Source organism: Sphingobacterium sp. UBA5996 (assembly GCF_002429765.1).
GTDB lineage: Bacteria > Bacteroidota > Bacteroidia > Sphingobacteriales > Sphingobacteriaceae > Sphingobacterium.
In genome coordinates this window covers 124,482-141,516 of the sequence record NZ_DJAS01000017.1, presented here as the reverse complement: position 1 = coordinate 141,516, position 17,035 = coordinate 124,482, and the positions used below count along the sequence as shown (strand labels likewise).

The 17,035-nt window shown below is 38.8% G+C and carries 14 protein-coding genes; 8 read left to right on the top strand and 6 right to left on the bottom strand.

Going from position 1 to position 17,035, the window contains the following annotated elements; all coding sequences use genetic code 11:
• Nucleotides 1-49 precede the first annotated feature (49 nt).
• The 3 genes from B3E00_RS13550 to B3E00_RS13540 all read left to right on the top strand — a co-directional run bounded on the left by B3E00_RS13550 (nt 50) and on the right by B3E00_RS13540 (nt 6,301).
• A complete protein-coding gene (locus B3E00_RS13550; protein ID WP_209577960.1) occupies nt 50-4,114 on the top strand; it encodes a hybrid sensor histidine kinase/response regulator transcription factor in 4,065 nt (1,354 codons plus the stop codon).
• Nucleotides 4,115-4,198: 84 nt separating this feature from the next.
• The gene (locus tag B3E00_RS13545; RefSeq protein WP_293938845.1) at nt 4,199-5,737 is read left to right on the top strand and encodes an ArnT family glycosyltransferase; all 1,539 of its coding nucleotides are present in this window, start codon (nt 4,199-4,201) and stop codon (nt 5,735-5,737) included.
• Nucleotides 5,738-5,911: 174 nt separating this feature from the next.
• Nucleotides 5,912-6,301: a response regulator gene (locus B3E00_RS13540; RefSeq protein WP_209577958.1), complete on the top strand. Its 390-nt coding sequence runs from the start codon at nt 5,912-5,914 to the stop codon at nt 6,299-6,301.
• Between the two features lie 73 nt (nt 6,302-6,374).
• On the opposite strand, the gene B3E00_RS13535 is transcribed toward B3E00_RS13540, so the two are convergent.
• A complete protein-coding gene (locus B3E00_RS13535) occupies nt 6,375-6,812 on the bottom strand; it encodes a winged helix-turn-helix transcriptional regulator (RefSeq protein WP_293884784.1) in 438 nt (145 codons plus the stop codon).
• 251 nt (nt 6,813-7,063) lie between these two features.
• Between B3E00_RS13535 and B3E00_RS13530 the strand changes: the two genes are divergently transcribed.
• A complete protein-coding gene (locus B3E00_RS13530) occupies nt 7,064-7,747 on the top strand; it encodes a YceI family protein (protein ID WP_209577957.1) in 684 nt (227 codons plus the stop codon).
• Between the two features lie 61 nt (nt 7,748-7,808).
• Here B3E00_RS13530 and B3E00_RS13525 read toward each other — a convergent pair whose 3' ends face one another.
• Together B3E00_RS13525 and B3E00_RS13520 are read right to left on the bottom strand one after the other, a co-directional pair.
• Nucleotides 7,809-8,486, bottom strand: coding sequence for an ATP-binding cassette domain-containing protein (locus B3E00_RS13525; RefSeq protein WP_293938843.1), 678 nt, complete (start codon nt 8,484-8,486; stop codon nt 7,809-7,811).
• A 507-nt stretch (nt 8,487-8,993) separates the two neighbouring features.
• Nucleotides 8,994-10,523: a DUF2931 family protein gene (locus B3E00_RS13520; protein WP_293938841.1), complete on the bottom strand. Its 1,530-nt coding sequence runs from the start codon at nt 10,521-10,523 to the stop codon at nt 8,994-8,996.
• 200 nt (nt 10,524-10,723) lie between these two features.
• Between B3E00_RS13520 and B3E00_RS13515 the strand changes: the two genes are divergently transcribed.
• Together B3E00_RS13515 and B3E00_RS13510 are read left to right on the top strand one after the other, a co-directional pair.
• A complete protein-coding gene (locus B3E00_RS13515) occupies nt 10,724-11,299 on the top strand; it encodes a GNAT family N-acetyltransferase (protein ID WP_293938839.1) in 576 nt (191 codons plus the stop codon).
• Between the two features lie 202 nt (nt 11,300-11,501).
• On the top strand, nt 11,502-12,122 hold the full coding sequence (locus tag B3E00_RS13510) for an HPP family protein (protein ID WP_293938837.1): 621 nt from the start codon (nt 11,502-11,504) through the stop codon (nt 12,120-12,122).
• A 114-nt stretch (nt 12,123-12,236) separates the two neighbouring features.
• Here the strand turns inward: B3E00_RS13510 and B3E00_RS13505 are convergent, their stop codons facing one another.
• The 3 genes from B3E00_RS13505 to B3E00_RS13495 form a co-directional block, all read right to left on the bottom strand.
• Entirely contained in the window at nt 12,237-12,506 is a 270-nt protein-coding gene (locus B3E00_RS13505) for a hypothetical protein (protein WP_293938835.1), read from the bottom strand.
• Nucleotides 12,507-12,896: 390 nt separating this feature from the next.
• Nucleotides 12,897-13,418, bottom strand: coding sequence for a hypothetical protein (locus tag B3E00_RS13500; protein ID WP_209577952.1), 522 nt, complete (start codon nt 13,416-13,418; stop codon nt 12,897-12,899).
• Between the two features lie 71 nt (nt 13,419-13,489).
• Nucleotides 13,490-14,143: a Pr6Pr family membrane protein gene (locus B3E00_RS13495; RefSeq protein ID WP_209577951.1), complete on the bottom strand. Its 654-nt coding sequence runs from the start codon at nt 14,141-14,143 to the stop codon at nt 13,490-13,492.
• A 185-nt stretch (nt 14,144-14,328) separates the two neighbouring features.
• Between B3E00_RS13495 and B3E00_RS13490 the strand changes: the two genes are divergently transcribed.
• Complete coding sequence (locus tag B3E00_RS13490; RefSeq protein ID WP_209577950.1) at nt 14,329-15,072, top strand: LytR/AlgR family response regulator transcription factor; 744 nt, start codon at nt 14,329-14,331, stop codon at nt 15,070-15,072.
• Nucleotides 15,069-16,988 (top strand): sensor histidine kinase, encoded by a 1,920-nt coding sequence (locus B3E00_RS13485; RefSeq protein ID WP_293938832.1) that lies wholly within the window; start codon nt 15,069-15,071, stop codon nt 16,986-16,988. Before B3E00_RS13490 ends, B3E00_RS13485 begins: the two co-directional genes overlap by 4 nt.
• Nucleotides 16,989-17,035 lie beyond the last annotated feature (47 nt).

Sequence of the window (17,035 nt, the reverse complement as noted above, 5' to 3'; positions counted from 1 at the left end):
ATGCTAACTAAACTGGATGTTGAAAGAGGTGGATTAAAAGATTATCAAGATGAGCGCACGTATTCGACAGATTATTGCATTTTTGCATCTATATCTATCCTTGACTACTGTTGTTTATAGCCAACAGATGGGGCTTGATCCCGTAACAAAAAATTATGAGCTTCCCTCCCTCACGATCAATCAGACGATACAGGATCGCGAAGGATACATCTGGTATGCCTCCACACAGGGTTTAAGTCGTTATGATGCTTATAATATCCTAAATTTTAAATTGAAGGATGCCGCCGGAAAAGCCACCAGTCAACAAGCGATCCGCACGCTTATAGAATTCGAAAACAAACTAATTTTAGGGGGAGAAAAAGGTGTTTATGTATTAGATAAGCGCAATTATAAGGTTGTCCCACTGAATGATCCACGGGTAGCCAACGTTCGCGTCAATACCCTGTTGGTTGACGGTTCAAAACGGCTTTGGATTGGCACAGATGATGGTATTTATATCTATGATAGCGCATTGAAGCCTTTGACGAACGCCCAAAGTGCATCTATTCTAAATAATAGCATGCGAGGCAAAACCGTTAATACGATCTTTCAGGATAGCCAGGCTCGGATTTGGCTGGGTGTCTGGGGAGACGGCTTATTTATGTTAAGTCAGGGTACCAACAAATTAAAGTCTTATCCTAGACTAGGCCAACGCAACAATCCGTTCAAACTCATGGAAGACGACCATGGACAACTATGGTTATGTACTTGGGGAGATGGGATTTATTTATTCGATCCGCTGCAGGCGACTAATCCCTACAGAGAAATTGAAATAAAAAATAAGCGCCGACATGGCGGTAAAGAGGATCTTTTCTACAACATTCTTCAGGATAGAAGCCGCCATTATATTTGGGTGTTGTCTTTCTCGGGCATATCGACACTTCAATATCGAAATGGTCAATTACAAGAAATTGATCTTTCGAGCCACTTCAACAACACGACAAATATTTTTAATGATATCTACCAAGATAAACACGGCACATTATGGCTCGCTGTAGGTGGTAAAGGGGTGTTCATGTTTAGCTTTGACAAACCAATCGTTAAAAACTATAGTTTCAAACAGATTAAGGCATTATATAGTATTTCCCCAAATCTAAATATGCTCTATCGCGATCAAACCGGAATCTTTTGGTTCAATCTGGAACGTTTTGGATTTGGTAGCCTATCTCCGAAAACAAATCAACTCAATACATACAGCAATTCCAATTTCAGGGATCTAATTTCGATCCGTGCTGTTACCTGTGCCACAGATTTTGGACAGGAACTGTGGGTCGGCTCTGCCTATGAAGCTTCGATCAATGTTTTTCAGAAGAAAAACAATACGATCAAATTCTTACGGAAGATCGATTTAGTTCAACAGATCAGACATCAAGGTAAACCTTCATTTTTCTTTACGGATTCGCAAAAACGACTCTGGATTGCAACGACGCAGGGCCTCCTCATAAAAAAATCGGAATCGGAACCTATCACGATGATTGCTAAGATAAAGGATCAGCCCGTAGCGATTGCCCAAGGGAAGGGAAACCTTATCTGGATCGCAACCAAAGAAAACGGAATCTATTGTATCGATAACCGCAATTTACAGTCCATAATCAGACACATTGGAAAGGAGACGCCAGGATTACGAACGGATCAGATTGAAACGATGGATGCTGATCGGGGCGGTAATCTGTGGATTGGCACCAAAGATAATAGGTTACTGAATTATCAACTCGCAGGCCAAAAAGTATCAGAAATCGCCAACAGTACATTATTTGAGAAAAACCAACTGCTCGATGTTGTCTGTCTCGATCGCTACACCTGGCTGTCTACGACACGAAATTTATACAAGATCAACCAGGCGAACAAGCATATAAGTGAATTTTCTACAGCTGACAGCCTCCAAGTCAACATGTTCTCAAAACGGGCTTTTGCTGTAGACAGGAGCTCCAATACCATTTACTTTGGCGGGTACAATGGAATTGTTCAACTGGATGATAACAGCATCTTACCGGATTTTAACGAAAAAGTCCTTATTTCAGATATAAAAATAAACAATAGATCCATTGTTTTGGAATCCGAAAAGGAGCTATTTAGCGATGATATTGCTAGTTTAACACTGAATCCCCAAGACCAAAATATCGAAATATCGTTTTCTGCCCTACCTTTTAACCAGAAAGGAAAAATACGTTACGCTTATAAATTAGAAGGGGTAGATAAAGAATGGATCTACGCTCCGCGAGATCGTATTTTTGCGACATACAACAATTTAAGTAAAGGAAAGTACAGGTTTTTAGTCAAGTCAACCGATTTGTACAATAAGTGGAATACAGCTTCTACTCAAATTGAAATCATAAAAAAGCCTGCCTTCTATGAGAGTAATTTAGCGTATTTTCTATACGCCTGTGCGTTTATCGGCATTGCTTTCTTTTTTATTAGCTATTCTGTCAAACGTCTTAAATTGAGCGGTGATTTAAAGATAGCGCAGATCGAAAAGGAAAAGACGAAAGAACTTGCGCAGTCCAAGCTCAGTTATTTTACCAATATTTCACATGACCTGCTGACGCCGCTTACAATTATCTCTTGTTTAGTTGACGATGTGCAGATGACTACAAAGAATAATTTGGAGCAATTCGATAAAATGCGTCTTAACCTCAGTCGTCTAAAACGGCTCCTCCAACAAATCCTAGACTTCCGAAGAATGGAAAATAACAGCATGAAACTGCAAATCAGCGCGTCTAATTTCCCTTCTTTTGTTACCCAATTGGGTGACATGCATTTTGGCCCCATTGCCAAAAAGAAAAAAATCGACTTTGAAATTCAGCATGGAGACTGTCCTGAAATCCTTTTCTATGACGTTGACAAAATTGACAAAATTTTGTTCAATCTCTTATCCAATGCATTTAAATATACGGAGCAAGGTGGAAAGATTACACTCTCCTATCATGTAGAGGAAAGCATGGGCTGCAACAGACTATTCATCTATGTTCGCGATACTGGTATAGGAATTTATCCCGAAGACATGGAGAAAATTTTCACAGCTTTCTACACCAATACATCCACAAAACATCTTGAAAGTAATGGTATAGGACTATCCGTGACCAAACAGCTGATAGAGGCGCATCATGGCAAAATTCATGTAGAAAGCCAACGCCATATCGGAAGTAACTTCCAAATCACGGTTCCGGTAGATAAATTGTATTACCATAACCAAGGGATCGCTGTCATGGAACAACCTTTTGTTGAAGAAATTAAGGCTACCATTATGGAATCGAATACCGTTGATGATAGTACACCCAAAAATGCAACACAATCCAAGCTCAACCTCCTATTGGTGGAAGACAATGAAGAACTTCGTTCGACTATGGCGCGAATTTTAGCTCAAAATTATCAGGTACATATTGCTCACAATGGACTAAAAGGTCTGGAAGTACTCGAACATACTGAAATAGATATCATTGTGAGCGATATTATGATGCCTGAACTCGATGGACTCCAGTTATGCAAGACGATCAAATCCAATGCAGAGTTCAATCATATCCCTATTTTACTACTGACTGCCAAAAATAGTATTGAAGATCGTATAGAATGCTATCAAGCTGGTGCAGACGGTTACATTAGCAAGCCTTTTGAGATTAAGGTTCTGGAAGCCAAAATCCAAAGTTTTATTATTAATAAACGTTGTCGTCAACTCGTTTTTCAGCATAACACGCAGATTAATATTTCGACACTCGATCATACACCTTTAGATGAAAAATTTGTTCAGAAGATGATTCAAGTTGTCGAAGAACATCTTGCCGACGATCAATTTGACGTGATCAAGCTGGGAGATATATTGGGCCTATCCAAATCAACGCTATATCGAAAGACCAAAGTTCTGCTGAATGTATCTCCCAGTGAATTTATTAAAAATATACGGCTAAAACATGCGTGTCAGATCATGGAAAAAGACAGATCCATTGCTGTTAGTGAAGTCGCCTTTGAAACAGGCTTCTCCGATCCCCGTTATTTTGCCACCTGCTTTAAAGCAGCTTTTGGGCTAACTCCAAGTGAATTTCAAAAAAACGCAGCAGCAAATATACTTACTCCCACATAAATGCTATCAGTTAACAATGAAACACCTCGATGTGAATAGCATTTAATCGTAATTTAGCAAAAGATAACCATAATCAAATTTTAGATGGCACTAAAACATCGAATTATCCTAATTAGCCTTATCCTTTTAAAATTCGTCATTCAATATCACTTGATTAGTCCGGTATACGAATTACAGCGTGACGAATTTTTACATCTTGATCAGGCAAACCATTTAGCCTGGGGTTACCTCTCTGTACCCCCACTGACCTCCTGGACCTCATACCTCATTAAAATAGCCAGGAATTCAGAATTCTTGATCAAATTCTTTCCAGCATTGTACGGAGCCTTAACAGTGCTAGTTGTTTGGAAAACAATAGCGGCACTGAAAGGAAATCTCTTTGCGCTCCTATTTGGCAGCTGCTGCATCATGTTTTCCGTACTCTTCCGCCTGAATGGTTTGTACCAGCCAAATTCTTTGGATGTTTTGTGCTGGACCGCCATATACTACCTCATCATACAGTACTTGAACAACCGGCAACCTAAATGGCTGTTTTATATTGCCATCGTATTCGCCTTCGGTTTTTTGAATAAATATAACATAGTATTTCTGATCTTAGGCTTAATTCCTGCTCTTGCGCTCGTACCCGAACGGAAAGTTTTTATGGAACGAAAATTATATGGTAGCCTACTCCTCGCTATAGTGATTATCTTACCGAATTTAATATGGCAATATCAAAATAATTTCCCGGTATTCGCTCATTTTAAAGAGCTTCAGGCCACGCAGCTTGTCAATGTGAATCGCTGGAGCTTTTTACGTTCTCAATTTCTGTTTTTCTTCGGTACTTTTCCCGTTTTAATTTTCGCTTTATATGCTCTTGTAAAATATCCAATATTTAAACCTTATCGCCTGTTCTTCTGGTCGTTTTTTGTTACCATTGGTATTTTCTTATTTCTCAGAGCGAAGGATTATTATGCGATAGGCATTTATCCAGTCTATTTTGCTTTTGGTGCAGTTTATATTTCATCACTTTTGGAAAACAAAACAGGTAAAATTCTAAAGCCAGTCTTGATCGCTCTAACGGTCGTTTTATTTCTCCCCGTCTATAACATAGCATTTCCCAATCGGAATCCAGCTTACATTGTTGACCATCCCGAGAAGTATAGGAACTACGGCATGTTAACCTGGGAAGATGGCAAAGAACACGCTCTTCCGCAAGACTTTGCCGATATGTTAGGTTGGAAGGAACTTGCCCACAAAGTAGACAGTATTTATCGCCAGATGCCTGATCCAGAAAATACACTTGTTCTTTGCGACAATTATGGGCAGGCTGGTGCTATAAATTACTACTCGAAACTGGGAATTAAAGCTGTTTCGTTCAATGCAGATTATATCAATTGGTTTGATCTGAGTAAAAAATACACCAATTTGATCCGTGTCAAGAACTATTGGGAGCGCGGGATAGAGTTGGAAACAACGGGCCCTTTCTTTAAAAAATCCATGGTAGCAGACTCCGTCACAAACAGCTATGCGCGTGAACATGGAACAACGGTCTTCTCTTTTATTAACGCTAAAATTAATATCAATAAACGCGTATCAAATGAAATAGCATCAGAAAAAAGAAAAAAAAATCTTCCTTTATAAATGACGGGCAAGACGGCCTGTAAACTGCACGATTTGGCAGTTTAAACTCATGCGTAACTTTACCGTCAACTTATGCCAAAAAAAGCGGATTTCTACTTATTCGAATCGGTATTTTACCCTATGCTTTCCCTAACGCTTTTTATTTAATTTAGCACCACTTTTTTAAGCGATACCATGGGAAGCAAAACTATACTGATGTTGGACGATGATAAGCATGTCCTTGAGATATGTACAATAATTCTTGAAACAAATGGTTATAATATAGCCGTTTCACAAACCTCTCATGACATCATTGAAAAAGTGGAGGAAGTACGTCCAGATTTAATTCTGATGGACAATTGGATTCCAAAAATAGGCGGTGTTGAAGCCACCCGGCTACTCAAAAATCATCCTTTATATCGAGATATCCCGGTGATTTATCTATCTGCAAATACCGATATTGAAACGCTTGCAAAGCGGGCTGGAGCCGATAGCTACCTTGCCAAGCCTTTCGATCTAGAAGACCTAGAAAATCGCATAGCTGAACTGCTTGAAAACCCTTCCCCGCTTAGAACATGCCTGTAGACTTTAGTATGCGCTATCCGACAGCAGTTTTCTTTAAAAAAGCACATTTCTATCGCGGTTTTGATTTCAAGCACTAAATTTCAGACACAACATCCTCCTGTTTTGTGTGCAGCTTGCTGCGGTAGGTAATCCCCCATTTGGCAATTTCGTCGATGATGGGTCCCAAAGTTTTACCACATTCAGTCAATTCGTATTCAACAGTCAAAGGCTTAGTGTTAAGCACCGTTCTTCTGATCAATTGATTCATTTCCAGATCCTGAAGTTCCTTAGATAACATTTTGGCTCCAATCCCATCAACTTCGCGCAATAGTTCCATAAAACGTAATTTCTCCACTAACAATAAGGTACCGATGATATGGAATTTCCATTTTCCTGCCAAAATTTCCATGCTATCATTGATGGCTAACATGCGCGTTTTACATACACCCGACGACGTTAAAGTTGCTTCCTTTTTCATTTCGCTATTTTTTATTCTTCTATTGCCGGCCGCCAGTGGTATTTTTAATTCCATAGACGATCATTCTTAGATCAGTTGACTAGAGCGTCTCCGTTTCGTTGACCTAAATTTCCAACAAAAATACAGATTTATAAAGTGATAAGGCACTATCTTTTTGGAAAGTAGTTTCCTTAAGGAAACTAATACCAAAAATAAACTATCTATATTCTACCTTTGTACCAGCAGCATCAAAAGCTCAGATTGGCAGCGTTGATGCTGTCAAAGTTTAAATCGTATATAACATATAACAATAAAACGATAAAAAAATGAAAAAGCAATTAATTTCGGGTTTAGCCCTTATCCTCTTGTTGGCTTCTTGTCAAAACACAAATGGTGATAAAGCAACAACAACAACTGCACAGGAAGTAACTGAACAAAAAGGACAAACTTACACTGTTGAAGCAGATAAAAGTTCGTTAAAATGGACTGGATACCACAAAGGTGGTTTAAATCCAAGATATGGTGTTCTGAAAAGCGAGGGCACGCTATCCGTCGAAAATAATGCTGTCACCGGTGGTACTTTCACCATCGATGTGAATTCTATTCTTACCGATTCTGCTTCGGTGGATCCTACAACTTCAGGTGGTAAAAAATCATCAGATTTGGATGCGCATTTAAAAAGTGCTGATTTCTTTGACGTAGCCAAATATCCAACTGCGAAATTTGAAATCACCAAAGTCGGTCCATTCGATGCGGCACAAGGAAAAAGTGTTGTTGCTGACGCAACAAATACAGTTAGTGGTAATTTGACGATCAAAGATAAAACGGTAAATGTAACGTTCCCTGCAAAAATTACCTTCAATGGTGACGAGGTAACATTCTACTCTAAATTTACGATCCAAAGACAAGATTGGGGACTTACTTACGGTACAGAAGGTAACCCACAAGATTGGATGATTGCACAAAACGTTGACATCGAGCTTAATGTTACCGCAAAAAATGCTAAATAATTTTTTATAGCAATAAGTCATTCATGGCATCAAATAGATTAATCAAGTACAACTTACCTGATTAATCTATTTGTTTTATATACCCTTCAAATACGAGATCCTCCTGATTCGAGACATGGATCAAATGGGAATCCTTTAGAAGATATAAGCGATCGCTTACATCCATAACTTGCCTAAAATAGTGATCAGCTATCAATATTCCTTTGCGGTGTCTGACACGTTCAATGTGCGCGCTAATCACCTCAATAAAAATAGGACTAAGTCCGACAAAGGGTTCATCAAGTAAAACAAAAGAATGTTTGGTATGCAATAGTATTAAGGTTTCAATAAAGCGGATCATTCCTAACGAGAGGTTACCCAGATACCTATTTAAATTTTCATGAATAAATGAAAGTTCCAGTAAATGAGAATCATCTATTTCAAAAAAACGAATTGCTTCAGAAAGCCGCAATTCTCGAGGTAAAAAGCCTTCTTGGGGCAGATATACAATCTCCTTCGTTTGGTATCCCTTTTCAAATTTTACACCTTGGCAACGCATAAATGCAAAATCAGGTTTGGTCTCTCCAAATATGATATTCATCAGCGTAGACTTTCCGCTTCCATTTTTTCCCAATATTCCAATCACCTCGTTCGGTCCAAAAGTCAAAGAAATATTTGAAATGATCTTTCTTCCACCACGGCTAAACGATAGACTATCTAGGTATAAATTGCGATCATAAAGCATTTCAATATCAGACATAGTATTATAAATAACAACAAATCTATTCCAGTAAGCCTTATTAGCATCCGACTCGGCGAAAGGTGGAGGTTTTTAAGAAATATTTTCTTTTTAGAAAGGTGAAAGAGATATTCGACGGCAACAGATAGAATAGTACCGAAAACCTTCAACCAGAATATGAACATGAAGAACGACGCTGTATCAATGGATCTCAACATAAAACGTTGCGACTGCCAAAGAATACAGACGGTCACCCATAGATTAAAAAGAATTATGAATCTAAAAAATTTTAAACTCAATCGTACCATTTGCTTATGACTCAATAAGGATTGGAAAAGAGATTTAAATTGGCGTTATCGTTATCGATAACATGTAAACGTTTTCATGAATATAGCGAAATAAAAAGATTATATATCAGTTTTAACATTCCTTAACTCCAGCACTCATTGTACAAAGTACTTAGGCGGAAACCTAATCTATTGAGATTTATGGGATGTCGTAAAGATACTGCTGAGGTAACTTAACACGCTAAAAATGGGCTCCATAGTCGATTACCTCGGTTTTTAAAAGCATCTTTTCCGCGCTATGATTAATCAATGTCGCTGTTGCTATTTTAGTCTTTGTATCAACACTGATCGCCAATTCGGCGCTATCCCCCCTTTTATCACTGAAAAATGAAGCAAAGTTTTTAAAAGTTTCATCTTCATCAAAAATAAACCGGGCGGCGCAGCGGTTATTATGCTGATCATACCATTTGATGTAAATGTCCTTCGGAAGGCCTCGAGCCTCCATATCCATATACCGGCCGCTCTCATCAAAGACAAAACGCTCTGCATTAAAAAACTCAAAATCTGCATCGAAAGCTTTAATGTCGGAAGAAAAAATAAATTTTGGCTGCAACTGATAGCGCATACGCAATTTATCCCAATAACCATACGGAATAGGTTTATTTGCAATTGCTTGCTGAATCTCCGAAGGAATAATTGAAGTGTCGGACAATACCGTTTCTCGCCATTCCTTATTAAAGATATTTCCATACGTCCCATTTCCTTTGTATTGATCCGTAGCTTTGATCACTACTTTCTTAGCTTGATATCGGCCGATTTCAATTTGACGACGTCCTGTGCCCGTCACCCATATCACCAGTACGCCCCCCGGAGCAAAACCCAAAATAATCTTATTATAATGTTCGTCCACAGTTTTGTTCGCTCCTTTTTCTTGAAATGACGTGCTGAAAAGTGTCCGTAATTTATTGTAATCAATCGCACCCTCCATCCGATAAAAAGCATCTTCAACGAATGAATACCAAGTCACATCCAATGCTTTAGGTAATGACATCATTTGTTCATACGAACCACCTCCTGCTTGTCCCCACACGCCATGATAGTTCACAATATTGCCCTCACTAAACGTAAATTTGTAATCCTCATCTTTTGGAAAGATAAAACGTCCATTATATAACTGAACCGGATAAGCTGTTGGGTTACTCATCGAGCAGGACCATGTATAGCGTCCGTTCTTAACATGATCTTCCTGCCTGAGACGTGCCTCCCGTCGTTCATTAAATGCGCTTATAGTCGTTGATAATGCAAATATAACCGGGAGTGAAACCAGAAGTCCGAATAGCGTGAACAGCACATATTTCCAGGATGTTACTGCCCAGATTATCATCACGCCGCTCGATAAGGAGAGGAATGCACTGATTGTTAACATCCAAGGCAGCATTTCCTTAATTACCCCAACTAAATCCGCATAATAACGATGTTCGTACGCATTATCTAACGTAAATAAATAAAGTAATACTGGAAGCAAGAAAGAAAAAAAGCAATAAAATAGAAATCCGTAACCAAATTCAAAAACGATTTTTTGCTTCACTACCCTACTAAATTTCTTCCTAAAAACATCGAAATGAAAATAAACCAACGCGAGAATAATAAAATACGGCGAACAGCAGAAAGCCGCATAAATCATATTTAAATCTGCTTCATGTACAAGTAGGGTCGCGATGAGACTAAAAATAGCAACCAAAAAAGCAGAAACTGTAACTCTTACAATCATTATATTTTGTTTTAATCCAAAAAGCTGTCGTCCTCTATTAAGATACAACAACACGTTTTAAAAATAGTAAGAAATATTTTAGGAATATAAGCAGATTGATATTCAACTGTCCTGATCAAATATTCGACCCAAAGCAGGGAAATCAAATCGTCTAAGTAAAGTCGATCAAGTTTACTAACTTCGTTTTTATTGTTACCATCATGGATACCCACTATAAAATTAGACAAGCCACAGCAAGCGATTCGCACCGTGTTCCTGAAATTATGCTTCAGGCAATGGAAGAGATGATATTCCGCTTGATCCGACAAGAAGATCAACATGCAGCCGTACATTTTTTAACGCAGCTTTTCCAACAAAAAGGAAATCTCTACAGCTATGAAAACACTTTTGTGGTCGTTGACGTCGATGACCGGATTATAGGTTCATTGACAGGTTACGATGGTGACCGGTTTATTGAATTAAGACAGCCTATCCTGGATCTTATAACGGAGCACTACGCAAATAATTTGATTCCAGAAACTGAAACGGCCGGTGGCGAATTTTATATCGATTCCATCGCTGTTGCCCCCACTGCAAGAGGTAAAGGTATCGGAACCAAACTTTTACACCATGCCATTACACATGCTAAAGAAAATCACTTTAATCAGGTTGGCTTACTTGTTGACCTCGCGAATCCAAATGCGCGAAAGCTCTATGAAAGGATTGGTTTTCACATTGGGAAGAAAACGTACGTTGCAGGTAGCGCATATTATCATATGTATATGCAGCTTACTTAAATAGAGCTCTTGTTAAACGTATAACCTATTGGTACCCACATTCCGCCAACTGCTTCAAAAAAAGCACGTGGACAGCTTTGGAGGACAAATAGCGTATACCTGCAAAGCTTAGTTAATCGCTATTGCATGGTATAAAATCTTCAAAAATCGAGATAGAATGCACAAAATTTGAACGCTAGTTCTATCTATATTTGCACATAAAATGAAACAGCATCTTCAAAGAAAATTACGGATATACCGATACGTGGTCTATAGGGAGACATTAGTCGATCCTTGGGAACATTTTTGGTCCTTCATTGGTGCCTTTGTCGGGATATTCATTATCGCTTATATCCAATCACTTCACTTACCCTCAATAGAAAATGTCTTTTTGATAGGCTCTTTTGGAGCTTCTTCAGTTTTGGTTTACGGAGCGATACAAAGCCCACTAGCACAGCCTCGCAACCTAATCGGTGGGCATGTTGTCTCTGCCATCGCTGGCGTCACAGTGGCGCAGCTCCTTCCTGATATTATTTGGCTTACAGCCCCTTCTGCTGTTGCGTTGTCAATTGTGTGTATGCAGTATACCCGTACCTTGCATCCTCCGGGTGGAGCAACAGCGCTGATTGCAGTCAGCAGCGGAACGAAAATTGCATCTATGGGATACTGGTATGTATTAAGCCCGGTTCTATCAGGCTGCACAATTCTATTGCTAGTAGCCTTAATTTTTAACAATATTACCAAGAACAGACATTACCCTGTAAAAAAATCACGCCTGCGCCGTTCAAGGAGGCAGCATTTAAAAAACCGCTTTGCTAAAGCCTCCAACCCATCGCGCATATAATGTCTTAAAAACCTTCAGCTAATGTCTTGAAAAACCTTCATCGCCGTCAAAACACGTATAGCAAGTTAAAATCTAGTATATTCTTGAATGTAAACGCGGTTTTGCAGCGACGTGTTAATTGTCAGTGCTCAAGTCTGTTTTGTCAAATACGGTAGTCATCGCTCGATAGATTCCATAAATTAAGAATAGTAGACTTGTCATTGTAAGTCCTAGATACTCTACCACCCAAGCGATAAGAATAGCTACCAAATGAATTTTGCCATTGTCGGGTTTAAATGCTGCTCCCGAATAAATATAGTAAGCGATTGAACCAAATAAAACAATCCATAATACCGCATATACATAATGAAGCGGATTTTTGCTGAGTCTCCTATTTTTAAACATCTGTCAATTTTTATGATTTAGTAACCATTTCTGTATTAAAACTACAAAGGGATATGTAGACAAAAATAAGTGTACTCCAGCTTTTGACAACCGCTAGTTATTATTCGCATCGCATCGTTTAATATTCGCGCGATCGGCCATTGAAATCGACTATATTGAGACTAAGCATGCTGATTTAAAACAATCATAATAAAGGAAAAGGGGCTATCCATAGCGGTCTCTTAAAACAGAACCCCGACATGAGGAAAATGACGGGGTCTTTCTAATTTTGTGTTCAATCATTTTGTTGAACATTTTGCGCTCGTATACATTGTGATACAGTATATGGTATAATATACCATTTAGAACCTATACATACAATACATTCCTTAACGATAGACAGTATACTTTCTATTTGGCGAGCTGATTCAGTTCGGCCTGTGAAAAGGCATGATCGCCTTTAAGATAACTATTTGCTTCTTTTAAATACTTGTAGATCACTTCTCTACCCTTTGGGTTGGGCAATTTATGCAAATTTTTTACCAAATATTCCTTGTCTCGCAATCGATCTTTACCATAGCTTAGAAAAGACGGTGCATGCGTCTGTACACTCCATCGAATAAACCGTAAATCGATATTGTCCGGATATTTCATGATCATTTCTTCTAAAAGCTTCTTTCCTTTTTTGAATTGACCCAATTTCGAAAAAGGGTTGCCCATATGTTTGGCCCATAAAATTTCATAAGCAGCGAGGTACCCTTTCTCCGTTGCGGAATTGGCGGATTTTTCCAATAGTTTCAGATTCGTTTCGCAGAGCTTCTTATTTTGAACGGCGGTAGCGTACTCGGCCCTCATTTTATCAACATCAACTTGACCAAAACAACATATCGTACATAATACCAAAGAGACACAGACAAAAAATCGTATAACCATTTTCAATTCAATTAAAGTATAAAATAGAAACTGTTCTGTCATATAACAATATCGAACAGCTTTGAGTTTTGTTATTTTTCAATACGTTGAGTACGCTGTTTATTTTGCCACTTTCCCAATCCAATCAATACCACCGCGATTAGGACGAAAACCAAAGTCATTGCCAAACTGTTCAAAATAACGCTTTCTATACCCAACTCAGAAACATTTATAAAAGGATAAGGATAAAATCCAGAAACCGAACCATGCCACAATGTGTACAACAGATAGCCTAACGGGAAAATCAACCAATAGAAAATCTGGCGCCAACGGAGCACTTTTTTGTTACAAAATAGCCACCAGAAGAGGAAAAAACTTAAAGGCGTGACAACATGCAGTAACTCGTCTACCAAACTCAGCATCCCTCTTGTGTTTAACAAAAAACGAAGTAAGCTATTATAGATCAGTGCGACAATAAGTATGTAAAGTGTGACGGCAGTAATTGTTTGGGAGTTAGTGAAGAATATGCCCAATCGGCTTTTTGCCAAGAAAACAGTAAAAAAACAACATAATAGCACCAAGACATTACTTAAAATCGTGAAATAACTAAAAAACTGTATTACATAATCGGTTGTACCAAGCTTCGAGACAAGAGCACTTAATGTAAATTGCCCAACAAGGGCCAATAGAGTGACTAAACCAATGCCTCCAGCAAAAACCGATTTTAATGACTTTCGAATCTCCATATCCAATTAGCCTTACCCCTACTAAATATAAAGATTTTAAACACTATTTGAAATTAAATGATAAATTCAGCTTTCCGGCGTTTGAATTTGAATCTGGATAATAAATAATAGCAAAGATTTGTAAATGGAGTGAGATTACTGACTTACTATTATTATTTTTATCCGATATAAAGCATTATGAATAGATGATAAGAATAGCCATTATTGAAGATGAGCCCGCCATACGCAAAGAAATCAGCTATTTGGTGCAACAGGAGACTGACGTTGAACTTGTTGGCTGGAGTGATACTGTGACAAATGCTGTTAAACTGATTGAAGACAAAAAACCTGATGTTGTTCTTATGGATATTCAGCTCCGCGACGGAACAGCATTTGATATCTTAAAGAAGTTGACTGTAATTCCACAGAATATTATTTTCATTACTGCTTACAATCATTTTGCAATCAAAGCCATTAAATATGGTGCGCTAGATTACCTCTTAAAACCTGTAGATCAAACCGAATTAAACGAAGCTTTAGAACGCTTTCGACGCAAAAGAGAAAACAATCCACAATGGATGCAACGTCTATCCATGGCACAAGAGGCGTTTTATGCCCGGGAATTACCCGAAAGTATCGCGTTATCATCCCTACAGCAAGTACGCATCGTTCCTGTTCATAACATCGTATATTGCAAAGGGGATGGCCCCTATACATTTTTCTTTTTAAATGATGGCACAAAAGAGTTAATATCCAAACCGCTCAAATATTATGAAGAATTATTGCCCCAGCCCTACTTTTTGCGCACCCATCAGTCCTATCTTGTTAATAGGTCGCATATTTCAGGCGTCAATCGCTCAGAATATATTGTCTTAAAAAACAAAGAGGAAATTCCCATCTCCTCGCGCAGAAAAAACTCGATTTTAAATCAGCTGTTTCCAGAAAAATGAGCGCACTGAACCGCATTTTACCTTGGCTACTAATCTCGCTATTGTTCATAGCCTGTACGGAAAAGAAAGGCACATACTCACCTGAAGGTAAAGCTCTTGCCGCACAAATTCAATCGCTCGAGGACCAAAAAATGAATGGCGCAAACGCGGATTCTTTAAAACAGGCCTGGTTAGAATTAGATCAGAATTTGAATGTGAAAAAAGATACCGTACTGGCTGCCCGCGTAAAATATTACTTGGCTCGACAATATGCCAGGAGCAGGCAGGATTCAGCGCTTTTCTTTGTTGAAAAGGCTCTTGAGCTGATTGAACCAACCACGGGGAATGCAAAATACAAGGCGCTTATTTATAACGGCATAGGAAACATCCGCAGTCTCGAAGCAAAGGAACGAGAAGCAGGCTATTATTATAATAAAGCTGCTACAATTGTTTTGTCGGACACCGCATCAGGACTGTCAAACGAAGCAAAATCAGCAATATTACTGTCTGCAGCGCAAAACAACCTCACTTCCTTTCAGTATAATCTTGCCGAAAAGATGAATCGAGCGGCATTACCCCTAGTAGATTCATTGCCTGAAGGACATATCAATCGACAACGCGTTTTGGTACAAATTATCCAGACACTGAATACCTTGCAGAGAACTGCAGCTGAAATTGCTCCCTACCTCCATAAACTCGAAGAATTACACGCTAAGCACCCAGACAAATACAACATCAGCTTTTTGTACGATTCGAAGATCCAATACTACGAAACTGCGAGAAAAACTGATTCCATTTTACACTATGAACTGCGAAAAATTGCAATAGACGAACATTTGCATCAACAGACATCATCTCCAACATTGATGAATAATTTATTTGTTGATTACAGCAATGTAGCTGCAATTTATGTTACATTAAATAAGCCCGCTTTGGGAGAAAAATTCATCCAAAAGGCCAATAGGCTGAAAGCACAGTTTCCAAAATTAATTTTTCCCGCCAACGAAATTACCTTTCAAAACAACCTCGCCGCGCTATACAGCTCGCAAGGGAAAAATAAAGCCTCAATAGATGTATTGAATCACCTTGTTCAGTTACAAAGGAGTATTTACCAGTCAGAGAATACACAGGCGATTGCAGAAATGAATGCTCTTTATCAGCTTCAGGCGAAAGATCAATCTATTCGTATGCTGAATGAAAATATTGAAATCAATAAACTTCAACTGCAGCAAAATCGTCTCTGGCTCATGACAACCTCTTTGGCCATCATTTTATTGATCATCATCCTTTTCTTTCTATATTCCAGTTTTCGCCAGCGACGTTCCAGGCAAGAAAAAGAAAAGGTCTTATTGCAGCAGCAATTACTACGCACACAGATGGAACCACACTTTATTTTCAATACTCTTTCGGCTGTTCAAAGCTTTATGCGCCTTGATAAAAAAGAAGATGCCATTAAATATTTAACTCTTTTCAGTCGCTTATTACGTAGCAATCTCGAATTAAGCCGCGAGAATGTTGTCCCACTAAGTGAGGAACTTGAGGCCTTAGAAAACTATCTCATTCTACAGCAAATGCGTTTTGATGACACTTTTCATTACCATATTACACCTCCGCAAGATCAAGACCTCAGTGCGGTGATGCTACCTCCCATGCTGATACAACCCTATGTTGAAAATGCTATTCTTCATGGTATAGACCTCCATATAGGCAATGGCAGCATTGACATCCAATTTGCACTATCAGGAGATATCCTGCGCGTGAAGATTCAAGATAGTGGTAAAATCAATAGCGACATTCCTGAATTGTCACATCGGTCGCTTTCAGGAGCCATCTGCCGAGAACGCATGCAATTGCTCGGAAAAAAAGCAAGTATACAGATCTACAAAAGCCCTAATGCTGGCACCACAGTGATCCTTCACATACCGGTGACCTATTGATGATCTGTATTCTTCGTTCATTGAGACAGCTACTCCTGGGTCTTTGG